This window comes from Hydrogenophaga taeniospiralis CCUG 15921, from assembly GCF_001592305.1.
GTDB classification, from domain to species: Bacteria; Pseudomonadota; Gammaproteobacteria; order Burkholderiales; family Burkholderiaceae_C; genus Hydrogenophaga; species Hydrogenophaga taeniospiralis.
Map to the genome: position 1 here is coordinate 118,897 of NZ_BCWR01000005.1, position 14,675 is coordinate 133,571.

Consider the following 14,675-nt stretch of genomic DNA (forward strand, 5'->3'; position numbering starts at 1 on the left):
GTGCGAGCTTGCTTGGGAGCGGCCCGGCGCGGCGCTCATGGGTTGGCCCGGTCGAATTCGAACTTCGGGTACACGAAGGGCCACATGGGGCAGTCCGCGTTGGGTGCCAGCCCCACGAGCATGGGGCGCAGTTCCTGCAGCGTGGCGTAGATCGGCTCGATCCTTACGCCCAGGTACGCCGGCCGGTACTTGCCGAGCGCGATCAGCGCGTCGTCCAGCATCAGCAGTGCGCCTTCCTGGTTCTGGTTCTGGGTGAAGAACAGCGCCAGGGTGGCGAACGCGAGGGCCTGCAGCAGCTCGGCCTCGGGGTCCGACTGGCCCAGCACGCTGTTGCGGATCAGGCGCGACCAGCGTTCATTGAGCCAGTCGTGCAGGGCGCCCAGCTCGTTGTTGTTCCACAGGGTGGCGACCTCGCCCCAGTCCAGCTCGGACAGCACTTGGCGGTCCGGGGGCAGGATGGGGCGCGCTTGCAGATCGAGCAACATGGTGCCTAGTCTCCGAGTTGAAGATCGCGCAGGGGCGTGATCGGAATCACGCGTGCGCCGGTGGCGGCCGCGCCGCGTTCGGCCAGGCCCGGCGGGCATTCGCCGCATACGGGCTCGTCGGGGTTGAACTCCAGCTGGATCTCCGACTTGGGCACCTCCAGCTGGCCCTGGTCCAGATCGTTCAGGTGGTTCAGGCCCATGGCCGCGATTTCCTCCACCGCGAAGCCGCCCAGAAAACGCGCCATCTCGCGGTAGAACGAGTGGTTCGACGCGCGGGCGATCAGGCCGCTGTAGCCACGCACCCAGCGCCCCAGGTGCAGCGTCCAGAAGCGCTTGATCTCTTTGTCCAGTTCGCGGTAGGCGGCCTGGTCGTCCTGCGCGAGCGCGCTGGCCGCGCGCGTGAGCAGTTCGGCCACGAACATCAGCTCCATGCCCAGCTGGTCGGGAAACACCTCGAAGCGCCCTTTGACCTGTTCGAAACCCAGGCGCTGGTACAGCGCGGCCATCTGGAAATGCGGTTCCTGCTTGAAACGCCCGGTCAGGCGCACCGACTCGATGGGCGGAAAACCACCCGACGAGGCGAACAGTGTGGCGTACTCGCAGGCCAGCGTCTCGGCCAGCGCGGGCAGATCGCTGGCCAGGAAGTCGGCACCGAAATCCAGGTTGGCGTCTTGCAGCGCCTGCAGCATGGCCGGCTCGCGCAGCGCGGCGAGGAATCCGGGTGAGGGCTCCTCGACGAACACGCCGGCCAGGATGCGGTACAGGTCGGCACGGGCCAGGCACTCCGCGCGCAGCGCCTCACCGCCGAGGGCCGGCTCGGCCACCGCTGGTTCGGCCGCCAGCGGCTCGTCCAGGGCGAAGGCGGCGGCGATCAATGTCCGCCCCCGGCCGGGTGCTTCACGCTCTCGGGCCCCGCCCACGACGCCATCTCGGGGTGCATCTTGCGGTGCAGGTCGCCGGTGTAGGCGTAGCGCATGGTTTCCTTGAAGGCTTCCACGTGCTTTTCCCAGTTCCCTTCGCTGTCGCCATACCGGTCATCGGGTCCGGCCTTGGTGACCTTCACCACCGTGTCGTACCAGCCCTGCGAGCCGCCGATCGGGTCGGCCACCACCGGGATGATGTTGTTCGGGTGCACGCCCTTGTCGTCCCACCAGACGTTGGCAAGATCGGGGTCGTCCTGGCCGTGGCTGGCATCGCCTTTCGCGCTCTTGTGCTTGAGTGTGGCCAGGCGGCCGTATTCCCAGTGGCCGAAGCCGGTGGGAATGGACACCACCTTGGGGTGGATGCCTTCGGTGACATAGGCCTTGGTCACCAGATGGCCGACCGGGCTGTCGATGCGCACCAGGTCGCCGGTCTTCACGCCCAGCCTCGCGGCCGTCTCGGGGTTCATCCAGGCCGGGTTGCTGTGGGCGATCTCGGCCAGCCATTTGACGGCAGCCGTGCGCGACTGCTTGTGCACGTTGAGCTTGAAGGTCGAGAGGATCAGCTCGTCGTCCTTCATGGTTTCGTGCCACGGGATGCGCTTGAAGGTCGGCATCGGGTTGAAGCCGTATTCGGCCCACTGGTCCACGCGCACGTTGATCAGCCGGTTGCCGGTCGGGAATCCCACGCAGTTCTTGCCGCCCCGCTGCACGCCGATGGCCTTGCCGCCCTTGGTGATGGTGCCGTCCTTCTCGACGGTGGCGCCGGCCATGTCGGCGGCGGAGAGTTCCTTCTGGAACAGCCCGTACTCGGCCTGGATTTCGCGCCCGGTCTTGTCCGACACCTTGCCCGTCTTGGGGTTGAGCGAGCCGTAGATGGGCCAGACGCCGTGCTGCTTGAGGAAGTTCAGGCCGCCGGCCTCCTTCAGGCCGGGCACGTTGTCGAAGTGGTGGCGCATGTAGTCTTCGCCGTCCTTGAAATTCCAGAACTGCTTCATGCCGCGCGCGCCGTCCGGGTCGAGCTTGTGGATGATGTCGCGCAGCATCACGCGGTTTTCGCGCGATTCGCCGAGCGACTTGTGCACCGGCTGGCGGATGCCCAGCCACGGCCAGAGCGAGTTGGGCATCGACTCCGGCTCCCAGCGTTCGAGGTAGGGACAATCGGGCAGGATCAGGTCGGCGAGCGCCGTTTCCTCGCCCATGAAGGGGCTCATCGAAACGAGGTAAGGAATCAGCTTCTCGTCCTTGAACAGCTTGCCCCAGACCGCCATCGAGCCCGGGTTGGTGTAGACCGGGTTGTCCTGGTAGGTGAAGTAGACGTTGATCTTCTGCTTGCCCTCGGCGATCCAGAAGGGCACCAGATGGCTGACTTTGTGCGCGGCCAGCGGGTAGTCCGGTGGGTGCGACAGGTAGGAATCCTTCGCGGGCTTGCCGGGCTCGGGCATCGGCTGCGGCCAGCCCATACCGCGCGGCAGGCAGTAGCCACCCTTCTTCTCGACGTTGCCCGTCATGATCGGCAGCATCATGCAGGCCTTCTCGTTGTACGAGCCATACAGGTGCTTGGCCGGGCCGCGGTAGGTGAACAAGGTGGCCGGCTTGGTGGTGGCGAACTCGCGGGCGATGCGCTCGATGGTCTCGACCGGCACACCGGAAATCTTCGAGGCCCATTCCGGCGTGTATTGCTGGTAGTGCGCCTTGAGTTCGGCGACCGTGACATTGGTCCAGTTGTTGATGAAGTCCGAATCCTGCAGGTCCTCGCGCAGGATGACGTGGCCGATGGCCAGGGCGACCGCCCCGTCGGTGGCCGGGAAGACCGGAATCCACTCGTCCGAGAAGCCCGCGGTGTTCGACAGGCGCACGTCGAAGGTCACGATCTTCATCTGGTTGTCGATCCGGCCTTCGGTCACCCGCTGCGACAGCGGGTTATGGAAGTAGGACGCTTCCAGCACGTTGGAGCCGAAGTTCAGCACGTACTTGGCGTTGGCGAAGTCCGGCGTCTCGATGTCCGGCCCCCAGGTCGGCTCCATGCCCACCTTCTTCGACGATTCGCAGACCGAGGTGTGGTTCACCACGGTGGCCGAACCGAGCGTCTTCATGAAACGGTCGATGCTGCCGCCGGTCCGGTTGCGACCGTACTTCAACATGATGGTGTTCGGGTCTTCCTTCAGGGCCGCGTCGAGCTTGCCCGCCAGTTCGGTCAGCGCCTCGTCCCAGGTGATGCGCTTCCACTTGCCTTCGCCCCGCGCGCCCACGCGCTTGAGCGGGTAGAGGATGCGATCCGGGTCGTAGCTGTACCACATGCCCGAATTGCCCTTGGCGCACAGGCGCCCGCGGGTGGACACATGTTCGGGGTTGCCTTCGAGTTTGACCACGCGGTCGTTCTCCAGGTAGGCGATCGCGCCGTCCTGGATGTTGCAGACGTGGCAGTTGGTGGGCACGGCGCGGCGTTCCACGGCGGTGACGGGGCCGATGTCCTTGCCGCCGAGGTCGTTCTCCATGGCGTGGAGCAGATGCGGCGCCGTGGCGGCGGCAGCACCCGTGCCGGCACCGACCTGGAGGAATGTGCGGCGCTTGAGGCTGGGGAGTTTCATGGTGGGGTCCTCTCTGGCGGTTAGTACAGGGTCTGCAGTTGTTGGGGCGCCATCAGGATGGCGTAGCGCAGCGCGGCGCTTCCGATCAGGATGAGCACGGCCGAGAGCATCAGCAAGCCCCGGGTCTGTTGGCCCACTGGCACCAGCAGCATCAGCGCCATGGGCGCGGCAATGCCGGCCAGAAGTCCCAGGCCCACGAACACCAGACCCATGTTTCCGCTGGTGAGGATCTGGAAGGTCAGCTCATCGGCCACGCCGCCGTAGTGGGTGGTGCCCAGGATGGCCACCAGCACCACGCCCACCGCTGCCGTGGACCACAGCATGAAGTCGCGCAGGACCTTCTGCGCCGCGGCGTTGGAACCCGCCAGCAGCGAGCCCACCGCGGAGCCCGAGGCAATGGCGAGCGCCACGAACAGCACCGGCATCGCCGGCGTGCTCCAGACCGGGCGCGACTGGTGCACCGAGAGGTCGAAGCCGGTGTAGACCGGCAGGCCCAGGGCCAGCAGGGCGGTGATGGTGGCCAGCAGCTTGCCGCGTTTCTCGTCGCCCTTTCGCAGGGCCAGGATGTAGAGCACCGAGGCGATGCCGAACGCCGTGATGTTCAGCGCGCCCCAGGCCAGGGGCGAGGTGAAGTGTATGTACATCGGGTTGAGCGTGTTGAGAAAACGCAGCGGCTGCGACAGGTCGGCGATCAGCAGCGCGCCGCCCAGCACCAGCAGCACGACGGAGATGTAGGCCGCCTTCTCGCGAAGGGGCCGCAGGGCCGGGGTCAGCCAGGAGCCGTAGGACAGGAAAGACAGCCCGGCGAGGATGCCGATGACGAAGAAGTAGATCGCGTAGCTCGAATGCCACGACACATCGTGGAACCAGACGTATTCACCCATGGTGTGTGCTCCTTACAGATTGAAGTGTTTTTTGAAGGCGGAGCGTTCCTGCTCCATCACCTCAAGCTTCTGGTAGCCCTCGCGGCCAAACTCGGTCTGGTTGCGGTCGGCGCCGATGTAGAACACGTGCGGCTTGGTGCCCTGTTCCGGGCGCAGCACCTGGGTCGGGTTCTTCGCGATCAGGTAGGAGACCTCGCTGTTGGGGTCGTTGATGTCGCCGAACACGCGCGAGCGGCCAATGCAGGTCTGCACGCAGGCCGGCACCAGGTTCTGCGTCACGCGGTGGAAGCAGAAGGTGCACTTGTCCACCACGTTGGTGATGGGCGTGTAGGTGCGGTGCGAGGGCAGCATGAAGCGCGCGTTGTAGGGGCAGGCGGCCATGCAGCTGCGGCAGCCGATGCAGCGCTCGTAGCGCTGCAGCACGAAGCCGCCGTCTTCCACCACGAAGGTGGCTTCCACCGGGCAGTTGCGCACGCACGGTGGGTCTTCGCAGTGGTTGCACAGCCGCGGCAGGAACTTGCGCGAGACGTTCGGGTATTTGCCGGTGACCTTGTACGGCACCCAGGTGCGGTTGACGCCCAGCGGCGTGTCGTACTCGGCCTTGCAGGCCACTTGGCAGGCCATGCAGCCGATGCAGCGGCGGGTGTCGACGACCATGGCGTACCGCTTCTTGGCGGCTTTGCCTCCCGCCGCCGGGGACGAGGTGCTTGTTGCTTCACTCATCGATGTGTCTCCTGGGATGGTGTGGGGGTTCTTGTTTCGGGCGTGTCTTGCAGCTTCTTTTGCGCAACTCGCGTGCCACCACCCACCTGGTGGGTGTTCGGGGCCTTTTTCCCTCTGGAGACGCGGCATGGCGCTGCCCGCGCGGCTGGCCCGGTGGTTACGAAAACGAAACGTGGCTAGGGTTTCTCCGGGGCGGCGGTGTTACGAAATCGTTATCTACTGCGGGCCTGTTTCGGTCACGCGGGGAACGCTGGATGCGACGTCGGGAAAGCTTGGGGTTGGGGGCCGCGATGGCCCTGACGCTGTTCGGCGCGCGCGCGCAGACGGTGGCGCCACTGCGCGTGGGCCTGACGGCGGTGATCCTGGCCGACCAGGCCGCGTTCCTGGCGCGCTGGAGCGAGTACCTGTCCGAGCGTGTGGGGGCGCCGGTGGTTTTCGTGGCCAGGGAGTCGTACCAGGCGATCCTGGATCTGTTGTTCTCCGACCAGCTGGACGCCGCCTGGATCTGTGGCTACCCCTATGTGCGCCACCAGGCCCAGCTGGAACTGCTGGCGGTGCCGCTGTACCGGGGCGAGCCGCTCTACCAGTCCTACCTGATCCGCACCCGGGGCGGCGCTTCCGGCCCACGGGGCTGGGGCGACCTGAAAAACAGCGTGCTGGCGTACTCCGATCCGCTGTCGAACTCGGGCTGGCTGGTGGCCCAGGCGCAGTTGCGCGCTGCCGGGCTGAGCCAGCGGGATCTGCGGCGCTCGTTCTTTGCCCACAGCCACCGCAACGTGGCCGAGGCGGTGGCCATTGGTCTGGCGCACGCGGGCTGCATTGATGGCTACGTCTGGGAAACCATGCAGTTGCAGAAGATGGCCTCGGCCGCGAACACCGAGGTGGTCTGGAAGTCCGACTTCTACGCGTTCCCGCCCATGGTGGTGCGCGCCGGTGCCCACGGCGCTGCACTGTTGGCCCTGGGCGGCGCGCTGATGCGCATGCACGAGGACGCCGCAGGGCAGGCGCTGCTGCGCGCGCTGAACCTGAACGGTTTTTCCAGCGCCGCGCCCGCGCTGTTCGATTCCATCAAGGCGCTGGCCCTCAGCGTGGGCGCCGTGCGCGCCTGAACTTCCTGCTGAACCATGCTGCCGCGACTGCCCTACCGCATCCAGATACCGCTGGGCCTGGCGCTGGCCGTGACCTTGTCGGTGCTGCTGGTGAGCGTGGTGGCGGCCCAGATTTCCGCCCGCAGCGCGCGCCAGGAGATCGTCAGCACCGTCGAGAGGGTCACCGCCTTGCTGGTGGCCCAGGGGCGCCCGCTGCTGGTGGCCGAGGACACCTGGGGCGCCTACGCGCTGCTGCGCAACACGGCGGCCCTGCTGCCGGATGCCAGCAAGGGCCATGCGCGCGCCGCCATCCTGGACGCGGAAGGGCGTTTCCTCGCGGGGTCCGATCCGCGCCGCCTGCCCACGGGCGACCAGGCCCTGGGCGTGGCCGTGAACGGCCGCCGCCTGCCCCCCGGCAAAGACGTGCCGACCACGCAGGCGCTGGACGCGGGCGACGGCAGCATGGCCCTGATCCAGCCGATCCGAAGCGACGATGAAAAAGTCATCGGCTTTGTCTATGCCGAGGTGGACGCCGCCGCGTTCGCTCCCCACTGGGCCGCGCTGGCGATGCCTGCGCTGATCGGAGCGGCGCTGGCCGTGGTCGTGCTGGTGCCACTGGGCTGGTTCGTGGGCGGGCGCATGGCGCAGCCGGTGGCGCAGATCGCCAGCAGCATCGCCCTGATCGGACGGGTGGACCTGCCGGTGTTGCAGCGCCTGGTGCCCCAGGTGACGGACCCCGAACTCGGTCGCATCGCCGGCGCGGTGCGGCGCCTGCTGGCCGAGATGTCGGTGCGCCAGGCCAACGAGCAGCGCGCGCTCTCGGCCGAGCGGCTGGCCGCCGTGGGCCGCATCACGGCGGCGGTGGCGCACGAGATCAACAACCCGCTGGCCGGTCTGCTCACCGCCACGCGCACGCTGCGGCTGCACGGTGACGTGCCCGACGCGCGCCTGCGCGCCGTGGACCTGATCGAGCGCGGCCTGCAGCAGATCCGCACCATGACCGCCGCCCTGTTGCCCCAGGCCAGGGTGGAAGACCGCTGCATGACCGAGACCGATCTGGACGATGTCATCACCCTGGCGCGCGCGACCGCCGCGCTGCACAGTGTCGTGGTCACCTCGGCGCTGGACAACCGGGCCGACCTGTGTGTGCCCTCCACGGTGTACCGCCAGGTCATGCTCAACCTGCTGCTCAACGCCATCAAGGCCGCGGGCGAGGGCGGGCAGGTCCACGCCGTGCTGAGCTCCGACGCGCAGGCCGTGCGCTTCGCTGTGGCCAACACCGGGCGGGTGCTGTCGGGCGAAGACCTGGAGCAGCGGCTCAACACCGAAGACCGCAACGATCCACGCGGTTTCGGCCTGTGGATCTGCCACGAATTCGCCGTGCGCTACGGCGGTGGTTTCTCCGCCACCGAGCCGGACGCCATCCCCCCGCCGTTTGGCACCAGCCTGAGCTTCTGGCTCCCCAGACAACACCACCATGACGACCCAAAAACTGCTGCTGATTGAAGACGACCTCATCCTGGGGGAGTCGCTGGTGCAACGCTTCGAACTGGAGGGTGTCGAGGTGAGCTGGTTTCGCCGCCTGGCCGATGCCTGGATCCACATCGAACAACCCTGGGGCGCCGTGGTCAGCGACGTGCGCCTGCCCGATGGCCTGGCCACCGAGTGGTTCACCCAGCTGCCGCAGCCCAGCCGCCTGATCCCCTGGTTCTTCCTCACTGGCTACGGCAGCGTGAACGAGGCGGTGAGTGCGCTGCACGCCGGCGCACGCGAGTACCTGACCAAGCCCTTCGACATCGAGAAGCTGGTGGCCCTGGTGCTCGATGCGCTGGTGTCGAGCGCGCGCGCGCCGGCGCAGGCCGTGCTGGGCATCTCGCCCGCCATGCGCCGGGTGGAGGAACTGGTGCGCAAGCTGGCGCCGCAGAAGACCTCGGTGCTGCTGACCGGCGAGTCGGGCGTGGGCAAGGAGGTGGTGGCCCAGATGATCCATGGCCTGGACCCGCGCAGCAAGAAGGCCGACTTCGTGCCGGTGAACTGCGCCGCGGTGCCCGAGTCCTTGATGGAGGCGGAGTTCTTCGGCTACGAGAAGGGCGCCTTCACCGGCGCCCAGCGCGCGCACAAGGGCTTCGTGGAGCGGGCCCACGGCGGCACCCTGTTCCTCGACGAGGTGGGCGACCTGCCCGCCAGCATGCAGGCCAAGCTGCTGCGGGTGCTGCAGGAGCGGTGTTTCTTCCGGCTCGGCTCCGAGCGCACCACGCACAGCGACTTCCGCATCATCGCGGCCACCAACCGCGACCTGTACGCCGACATGCTCGCGGGCCGCTTCCGCGAAGACCTGTTCTACCGCCTGGCCGTGATCCGCATCGCCATACCGCCGCTGCGCGAGCGCCCGGAGGACATCCGCTGGCTGACCGAGCTGATCCTGCAGCAGATCACCGCGGAGCAGGGCATACCGATCGCCATGTCCGAGCTCTTTCTGCGCGACCTGATGGCGCGCAACTGGCGCGGCAACGTGCGCGAGCTGCGCGCCTACCTGGAGCAGGCCGTGGTCATGAGCGACGGCGGCGTGCTGGACAAACCCATCGTGCTCAGCGGGGGCGCGGTACCCGAAGCTGCGGACGTGGCGCCTGCGGCCGAGACCCTGCCGTCGCTGCAGTCGGTGGTGGAAGACGCCGAGCGCATGCACATCCGCAAGGCGCTGGACCACTGCGAGGGCAGTGTGGGCAAGAGTGCCGACGCCTTGGGCATTTCGCGCAAGACGCTGTGGGAGAAGATGAAACGCTTGGCGATCAACGCGTAGCCGGGAAAGACCATGGTCAGCGTGTTCAATAGCCAAACGCTTATATTTACGCGTTGACATTGACATGAAGCTGCCCAGCCACCGCTGGCCCATGATTTCGCCGACATGAACACCCTGTTGTCCGTCTGGTCCCGCCACGAAGCCGAGCTGCGCCGCTGGCTGCTCGCGCGCGCGCCGGTGAAGAGCGAGGTGGACGATCTGCTGCAGGACGTGTTTCTCAAGACCCTGCGCCAGGGCGAACGGTTCAGCGCCATCGGGCAGCCGCGGGCCTGGCTGTTTGAGGTCACCCGCAATGCCCTCACCGACCGCCTGCGTGTGTCGCGCGATAGCCTGCCCCTGCCCGAGGGCCTGGACGAGCTGCCCGCGCCGGTCGAACACACCGACCCGGTGGACACGCTGGCCCAGGCCTGCCTGCCGCGCGTGTTGTCCGAGCTGGACCCGCAGGACCGCGAGGCCATTCAGTTGTGCGATCTGCAGGGCATGGCGCAGGGGGACTTTGCCCGGCTCAAGAACCTGAGCCTGCCAGCGGCCAAGTCCCGCGTGCAGCGGGCCCGCCAACGCATGCGCGAGCGTATGACCACGGCCTGCCAGGTCTCGTTTGACGAAGCTGGCCGTGTGGACGATTTTGTGCCCCGGCCACCGTTGCCCGCCCCGGTGGGCCGCGCTGGTGGAGCACCCCAGGAACCCCAGGATTTCCGATGACCCGACCCGAAACCGCCCCCCGTCCCCAGCCGAACGCCGTGCCCGACAACCTGCGTGCCCGGTGGACTCGCCGCGTCTGGCTGGGTGGTGCCGCCGCTGTGCTGGCCAGCCCGTGGCCCGCAGCCTGGGCCCAGCCGGTGTCGGCAGCCGCCGAGGAAGCCCAGGCGCCACCGCTGCCCGTGCTGGGCAGCGAGCTGAAGCTGCCGCGCATCGCTCTGCTCGACGGCTCGGTGTTCGAGCCGGCCCAGGCCGAGGGCCGGCCGCTGCTGGTGTACTGGTGGTCCAGCACCTGCCCGTTCTGCGCGCTGCAGAGCCCGAGCATGGACCAGCTCTGGCAAAGCCAGAAGGCCCGGGGGCTGCAGATGGTGGCCCTGTCCATCGACCGCCAACCCGAAGACGCCGTGGCCTATCTGAAAAAGAAGGGCTACAGCTTCCCCGCCGCCTGGGCCAGCCCAGACTGGCGCAAGGCCTTCCCCAAGCCGCGTGGACTGCCCATCACCCTGCTGCGCGGGCGCGATGGCCGGCTGGTGCTGGCCGAAAAGGGCCAGATGTTTGCCGAAGACGTGGAGGCCATCGCCGGGCTGGTCTGAGGCTGGATGTCTGTGGACGGACGGACCGCGGGCGGGCCGGCTTCCATCATTTCCTGAGCCGACCTGCATCTTTTGGCGAGGTGCCGCGTCTTCTGCGGCATGAACACCTCGGCTTCTCCCTCGCCCATGGCTCGCTGGCCGATGCGGCAGCCAGTCGCTTTCCTGATCGTGGCTGCGCTGGTCTGGTTCGCCCTGTACCAGACCTTGCTGCCGGGCTCCGAAGCGCTGGTGGCGGCCTTGCCGGTGGACCGCCAGAGCCACCTCGGCAGCGCGCTGCAATTCTTCTTCTACGACACCCCCAAGGTCTTGCTGCTGCTCACCGGCGTGGTGTTCGTCATGGGCATGGTCAACAGCTACTTCACGCCCGAGCGCACCCGCGCGCTGCTGGCGGGCCGGTCCGAAGGCGTGGCCAACGTCATGGCGGCGTTGCTGGGCATCGTGACCCCGTTCTGCTCCTGCTCGGCGGTGCCGCTGTTCATCGGCTTCGTGCAGGCGGGCGTGCCGCTGGGGGTGACTTTCTCGTTCCTGATTTCGGCGCCCATGGTCAACGAGGTGGCGCTCACGCTGCTGTTCGGCATGTTTGGCTGGAAGGTCGCGCTGCTGTATCTGGGCCTGGGGCTGTCGGTGGCCATCGTGGCCGGCTGGGTGATCGGACGGTTGAAGATGGAGGCGCATCTGGAAGGCTGGGTGCGCGACATGCCCCGCACCTCGGCCCGGTTTGAAGACAGCGGCGCCACGCTGGCCGACCGCGTGCAGGCGGGCTTTGCCGCCGTGCGCGAGATCGTGGGCAAGGTCTGGCCCTACATCCTGGCGGGCATCGCCATCGGGGCCCTGATCCATGGCTACGTGCCCGAATCGTTCATGGCCAGCTTCATGGGCAAGGATGCCTGGTGGTCGGTGCCGCTGGCGGTGCTCATGGGCGTGCCCATGTACACCAACGCGGCCGGCGTGATCCCGATCGTGCAGGCGCTGCTGGCCAAGGGGGCGGCCCTGGGCACGGTGCTGGCTTTCATGATGAGCGTGATCGCGCTCTCGCTGCCCGAGATGATCATTCTGCGCAAGGTGCTGAAGCTGCGCTTGATCGCCACCTTCGTTGCGGTGGTGGCCAGCGGCATCCTGCTGGTGGGTTTTGTGTTCAACGCCTTGCTCTGACGGCGGGCGTCTGCTGGTGGCGATTCTTTCCGGACAATTCAAGGAGACCCTGACCGTGTTGAAACCCTTTCTGTGGGCCTTGGGCCTGTCATGCACCACCTTGTGGAGCGGCCTGGCCCAGGCGGTGGAGATCGTCTTCAAACCCGTCGCCCCCAACGTGTACGCCCACGTCGGCGACATCGAGGGTCGAACCTACGAGAACGAAGCCCTCAACGCCAACATCGGCCTGGTGGTCACGCCCGCCGGGGCTTTGCTGATCGACAGCGGCGCCAGCTTGCAGGGCGCGAAGCAGATCGCCGACGCTGCGAAGAAGGTCACGGCGCAGCCCATCCGGTGGGTCATCAACACCGGCGGGCAGGACCACCGCTGGCTGGGCAACGGTTACTTCAAGGCGCAGGGCGCGGAAATCATGGCGCACGCCAATGCCGAGGCCGACATGAAGGCCCGCGGCCCGGAGCACCTGCGCGCCAACGCACCGGTGCTGAAAGAAAAGATGGACGGCACCCAGATCGTGCTGCCCACGCGCTGGCTCAAGGACGCCGACACCACGCTGGACCTGGGCGGCGTGGCCGTGCAGGTGGTGCACCGCCATGGCGGCCACACGCCGGGCGACAGCCTGGTCTGGTTGCCGCAGAGCGGCGTGGTCTTCACCGGCGACGTGGTCTATGTGGACCGAATCCTGGGCCTGCACCCGGTGAGCAAGACCAAAACCTGGCTGGAGTCGTTTGAAGCGCTGGAGGCGCTGAACCCGAGGGTCGTGGTGCCGGGTCACGGCAGTGTGACCACGCTGGCGAAGGCCCAGGCCGACACCGGCAAGCTGCTCAGGGCCCTGCGCGCTCACATGGGCCAGGCGGTGGAGGAGGGGACCGACCTCGGGACCGCCGTGAAGCGTTTCGACGCCGCACCCTTCAGGCACCTCAAACACGTGGAGATCTGGCTGCCCCAGCTGGCCAACCTCACCTATCTCGAAATGGAACAGGAGTGAATCATGGACATCAAGGTACTCGGAACCGGTTGCACCAACTGCAGGAACACCATCGCGCTGATCGAGCAGGTGGCGAAAGCCAAGGGTGTGGCGGTCCAGCTGGAGAAGGTGGAAGCGCTGCGCGACATCATGGGCTACGGTGTCATGAGCACGCCCGGCGTGGTCATCAACGGCCAGGTGGTGCACGCCGGCGGTGTGCCCAGCCGCGAGAAGATCGAGCAGTGGTTCGGCGCCTGAACGGCTGAGAACTTGGCGCCGGGGCCCGGGTTGCGGCGGCCCGGCTTGACGCGACGCTCCGGCGTGCGATGCTCGACCCATCACGACAGCAAAAAACATCGGCATGAACACCGGCCACGACCAGCACCACCACGACCACGCGCCCGCCAGCTTCAACCGGGCCTTCGCCATCGGCATCGGGCTGAACCTGGCCTTCGTGGCGATCGAGGCCTTTTACGGCTGGCGGGTCAATTCCCTGGCATTGCTGGCCGACGCCGGCCACAACCTGAGCGATGTGGCCGGGCTGGTGCTGGCCTGGGGCGGCGCGCTGGCGGGCCGGCTGCGGCCGGACGCACGCCACACCTACGGCTGGAAGCGGGGCAGCATTCTGGCGGCCTTCGCCAACGCGTTGCTGCTGCTGGTGGCCATCGGCGCACTGGTCTGGGAGGCGGTGGGACGGCTGATGTCGCCCGACCCGCAGGCGGGCGCACAGGGCGTGACCATCATGGCCGTTGCCGGCGTGGGCATCGTGATCAATGCGGCCACCGCGTGGCTGTTCATGCGTGGGCGCGAGACGGATCTGAACATTCGCGGTGCGTTTGTGCACATGGCCGCGGACGCGCTGGTGTCGGCCGGCGTGGTGGTGGCCGGGGCACTCACGCTGTGGGTGGGCTGGGCCTGGCTCGACCCGGTGGTGAGCCTGCTGATCGCAGGCGTCATCCTGTGGAGCACCTGGAGCCTGTTCCGGCAGTCGCTGCACCTGCTGTTTGACGGCGTGCCCGACAGCGTGGACCTGCTGGCGGTGCGTGAGAGCCTGCTGGCCCTGCCCGGTGTGACGCAGGTGCACGACCTGCATGTCTGGGCCATGGGCACCTCGCAGATCGCCATGACGGCCCATCTGGTCACCCCCCAGGGCCATCCCGACGATGCGTTCTACCGCGCCGCCACCGATCTGCTGCACGAGCGCTTCGAGATCACCCACGTGACGCTGCAGACCGTGCGCGAGCCCTTCATGTCGCTGTGCGGCGACGTGCGCGCCCTGTGACGCACCCGGCCGGCGCACCGGGTCGGCACGCTGGGGCGCCTTGCTTCAGCGGGCGGTCTTGAGCGGCTGCCCGGCGGCGTCCACCACCGGCTCGCCGTCTTCCTTGGCAAACGCGCCGCGCTGCGGCTGGGGCAGGATGTCCAGCACCTGCTCTGAGGGACGGCACAGGCGCGTCCCGAGCGGCGTGACGACGATGGGGCGGTTGATCAGGATCGGGTGGGCCAGCATGGCGGCGATCAGTTCCTCGTCGGTGCGCCCGGGATCGTCCAGCCCCAGTTCCTTGCACAGGGCCTCTTTGCCGCGCAGCAGCTCGCGCGCTGTCAGGGCGCCGTCGGCCATGAGCCGCAGCAGGGTGGGGCGGTCGGGCGGGGTTTTCAGGTATTCGATCACCTCGGGCTCGGTGCCGCTGTTGCGGATCATCGCGAGCGTGTTGCGGGAGGTTCCGCATTTCGGATTGTGGTAAATCGTGACGGTGTTCATGGCGGGCTCCAAAT

At 67.5% G+C, this 14,675-nt stretch carries 15 protein-coding genes; 9 read left to right on the top strand and 6 right to left on the bottom strand.

Translation table 11 applies throughout. From position 1 onward, the window contains the following. Positions 1 to 35 precede the first annotated feature (35 nt). Genes HTA01S_RS07070 through HTA01S_RS07090 form a run of 5 tightly spaced genes read right to left on the bottom strand, consistent with a single transcriptional unit; the run spans position 36 to position 5,603 of the window. Positions 36 to 485, bottom strand: a complete 450-nt coding sequence (locus tag HTA01S_RS07070; protein WP_068168481.1) for a hypothetical protein — start codon at positions 483 to 485, stop codon at positions 36 to 38. Positions 486 to 490: 5 nt separating this feature from the next. Further along, positions 491 to 1,360: a TorD/DmsD family molecular chaperone gene (locus HTA01S_RS07075; protein ID WP_068168483.1), complete on the bottom strand. Its 870-nt coding sequence runs from the start codon at positions 1,358 to 1,360 to the stop codon at positions 491 to 493. After that, positions 1,357 to 3,996 carry a molybdopterin-dependent oxidoreductase gene (locus tag HTA01S_RS07080; RefSeq protein ID WP_068168486.1) on the bottom strand — a complete coding sequence of 880 codons (2,640 nt, stop codon included), beginning with the start codon at positions 3,994 to 3,996 and terminating at the stop codon, positions 1,357 to 1,359. Before HTA01S_RS07080 ends, HTA01S_RS07075 begins: the two co-directional genes overlap by 4 nt. A gap of 20 nt (positions 3,997 to 4,016) precedes the next feature. Then, positions 4,017 to 4,880: an NrfD/PsrC family molybdoenzyme membrane anchor subunit gene (gene nrfD, locus HTA01S_RS07085; protein WP_068168489.1), complete on the bottom strand. Its 864-nt coding sequence runs from the start codon at positions 4,878 to 4,880 to the stop codon at positions 4,017 to 4,019. Between the two features lie 12 nt (positions 4,881 to 4,892). Next, entirely contained in the window at positions 4,893 to 5,603 is a 711-nt protein-coding gene (locus HTA01S_RS07090) for a 4Fe-4S dicluster domain-containing protein (RefSeq protein WP_068168491.1), read from the bottom strand. Between the two features lie 290 nt (positions 5,604 to 5,893). Between HTA01S_RS07090 and HTA01S_RS07095 the strand changes: the two genes are divergently transcribed. From HTA01S_RS07095 to HTA01S_RS07135, 9 genes are all read left to right on the top strand, one after another. Beyond that, positions 5,894 to 6,712 (top strand): PhnD/SsuA/transferrin family substrate-binding protein, encoded by an 819-nt coding sequence (locus HTA01S_RS07095; protein WP_245638024.1) that lies wholly within the window; start codon positions 5,894 to 5,896, stop codon positions 6,710 to 6,712. A gap of 15 nt (positions 6,713 to 6,727) precedes the next feature. Next, a complete protein-coding gene (locus tag HTA01S_RS07100; protein ID WP_068168495.1) occupies positions 6,728 to 8,197 on the top strand; it encodes a sensor histidine kinase in 1,470 nt (489 codons plus the stop codon). Beyond that, positions 8,169 to 9,491, top strand: a complete 1,323-nt coding sequence (locus HTA01S_RS07105; protein WP_068168500.1) for a sigma-54-dependent transcriptional regulator — start codon at positions 8,169 to 8,171, stop codon at positions 9,489 to 9,491. The genes HTA01S_RS07100 and HTA01S_RS07105 overlap by 29 nt, the downstream gene beginning before the upstream one ends. A gap of 105 nt (positions 9,492 to 9,596) precedes the next feature. Then, positions 9,597 to 10,193, top strand: a complete 597-nt coding sequence (locus HTA01S_RS07110) for a sigma-70 family RNA polymerase sigma factor (protein ID WP_068168503.1) — start codon at positions 9,597 to 9,599, stop codon at positions 10,191 to 10,193. Continuing rightward, positions 10,190 to 10,783, top strand: a complete 594-nt coding sequence (locus tag HTA01S_RS07115) for a TlpA family protein disulfide reductase (RefSeq protein ID WP_084235925.1) — start codon at positions 10,190 to 10,192, stop codon at positions 10,781 to 10,783. The genes HTA01S_RS07110 and HTA01S_RS07115 overlap by 4 nt, the downstream gene beginning before the upstream one ends. Positions 10,784 to 10,909: 126 nt before the next feature. Further along, complete coding sequence (locus HTA01S_RS07120) at positions 10,910 to 11,935, top strand: permease (RefSeq protein WP_157572010.1); 1,026 nt, start codon at positions 10,910 to 10,912, stop codon at positions 11,933 to 11,935. 55 nt (positions 11,936 to 11,990) lie between these two features. Further along, entirely contained in the window at positions 11,991 to 12,920 is a 930-nt protein-coding gene (locus HTA01S_RS07125) for an MBL fold metallo-hydrolase (RefSeq protein WP_245638025.1), read from the top strand. Positions 12,921 to 12,923: 3 nt separating this feature from the next. Further along, positions 12,924 to 13,157, top strand: coding sequence for a thioredoxin family protein (locus HTA01S_RS07130; protein ID WP_218017320.1), 234 nt, complete (start codon positions 12,924 to 12,926; stop codon positions 13,155 to 13,157). Between the two features lie 103 nt (positions 13,158 to 13,260). Then, on the top strand, positions 13,261 to 14,181 hold the full coding sequence (locus tag HTA01S_RS07135) for a cation diffusion facilitator family transporter (RefSeq protein ID WP_068168514.1): 921 nt from the start codon (positions 13,261 to 13,263) through the stop codon (positions 14,179 to 14,181). Positions 14,182 to 14,226: 45 nt separating this feature from the next. On the opposite strand, the gene arsC is transcribed toward HTA01S_RS07135, so the two are convergent. Continuing rightward, a complete protein-coding gene (gene arsC, locus HTA01S_RS07140; RefSeq protein ID WP_068168517.1) occupies positions 14,227 to 14,661 on the bottom strand; it encodes an arsenate reductase (glutaredoxin) in 435 nt (144 codons plus the stop codon). Positions 14,662 to 14,675 lie beyond the last annotated feature (14 nt).

Coding starts and splice junctions, on each gene's coding strand:
- HTA01S_RS07070 (WP_068168481.1), bottom strand. CDS start 485: ATGTTGCTCGATCTGCAAGCGCGCCCCATCCTGCCCCCGGACCGCCAA.
- HTA01S_RS07115 (WP_084235925.1), top strand. CDS start 10,190: ATGACCCGACCCGAAACCGCCCCCCGTCCCCAGCCGAACGCCGTGCCC.
- nrfD (WP_068168489.1), bottom strand. CDS start 4,880: ATGGGTGAATACGTCTGGTTCCACGATGTGTCGTGGCATTCGAGCTAC.
- HTA01S_RS07090 (WP_068168491.1), bottom strand. CDS start 5,603: ATGAGTGAAGCAACAAGCACCTCGTCCCCGGCGGCGGGAGGCAAAGCC.
- HTA01S_RS07110 (WP_068168503.1), top strand. CDS start 9,597: ATGAACACCCTGTTGTCCGTCTGGTCCCGCCACGAAGCCGAGCTGCGC.
- HTA01S_RS07080 (WP_068168486.1), bottom strand. CDS start 3,996: ATGAAACTCCCCAGCCTCAAGCGCCGCACATTCCTCCAGGTCGGTGCC.
- HTA01S_RS07120 (WP_157572010.1), top strand. CDS start 10,910: ATGGCTCGCTGGCCGATGCGGCAGCCAGTCGCTTTCCTGATCGTGGCT.
- arsC (WP_068168517.1), bottom strand. CDS start 14,661: ATGAACACCGTCACGATTTACCACAATCCGAAATGCGGAACCTCCCGC.
- HTA01S_RS07135 (WP_068168514.1), top strand. CDS start 13,261: ATGAACACCGGCCACGACCAGCACCACCACGACCACGCGCCCGCCAGC.
- HTA01S_RS07130 (WP_218017320.1), top strand. CDS start 12,924: ATGGACATCAAGGTACTCGGAACCGGTTGCACCAACTGCAGGAACACC.
- HTA01S_RS07105 (WP_068168500.1), top strand. CDS start 8,169: ATGACGACCCAAAAACTGCTGCTGATTGAAGACGACCTCATCCTGGGG.
- HTA01S_RS07100 (WP_068168495.1), top strand. CDS start 6,728: ATGCTGCCGCGACTGCCCTACCGCATCCAGATACCGCTGGGCCTGGCG.
- HTA01S_RS07095 (WP_245638024.1), top strand. CDS start 5,894: ATGGCCCTGACGCTGTTCGGCGCGCGCGCGCAGACGGTGGCGCCACTG.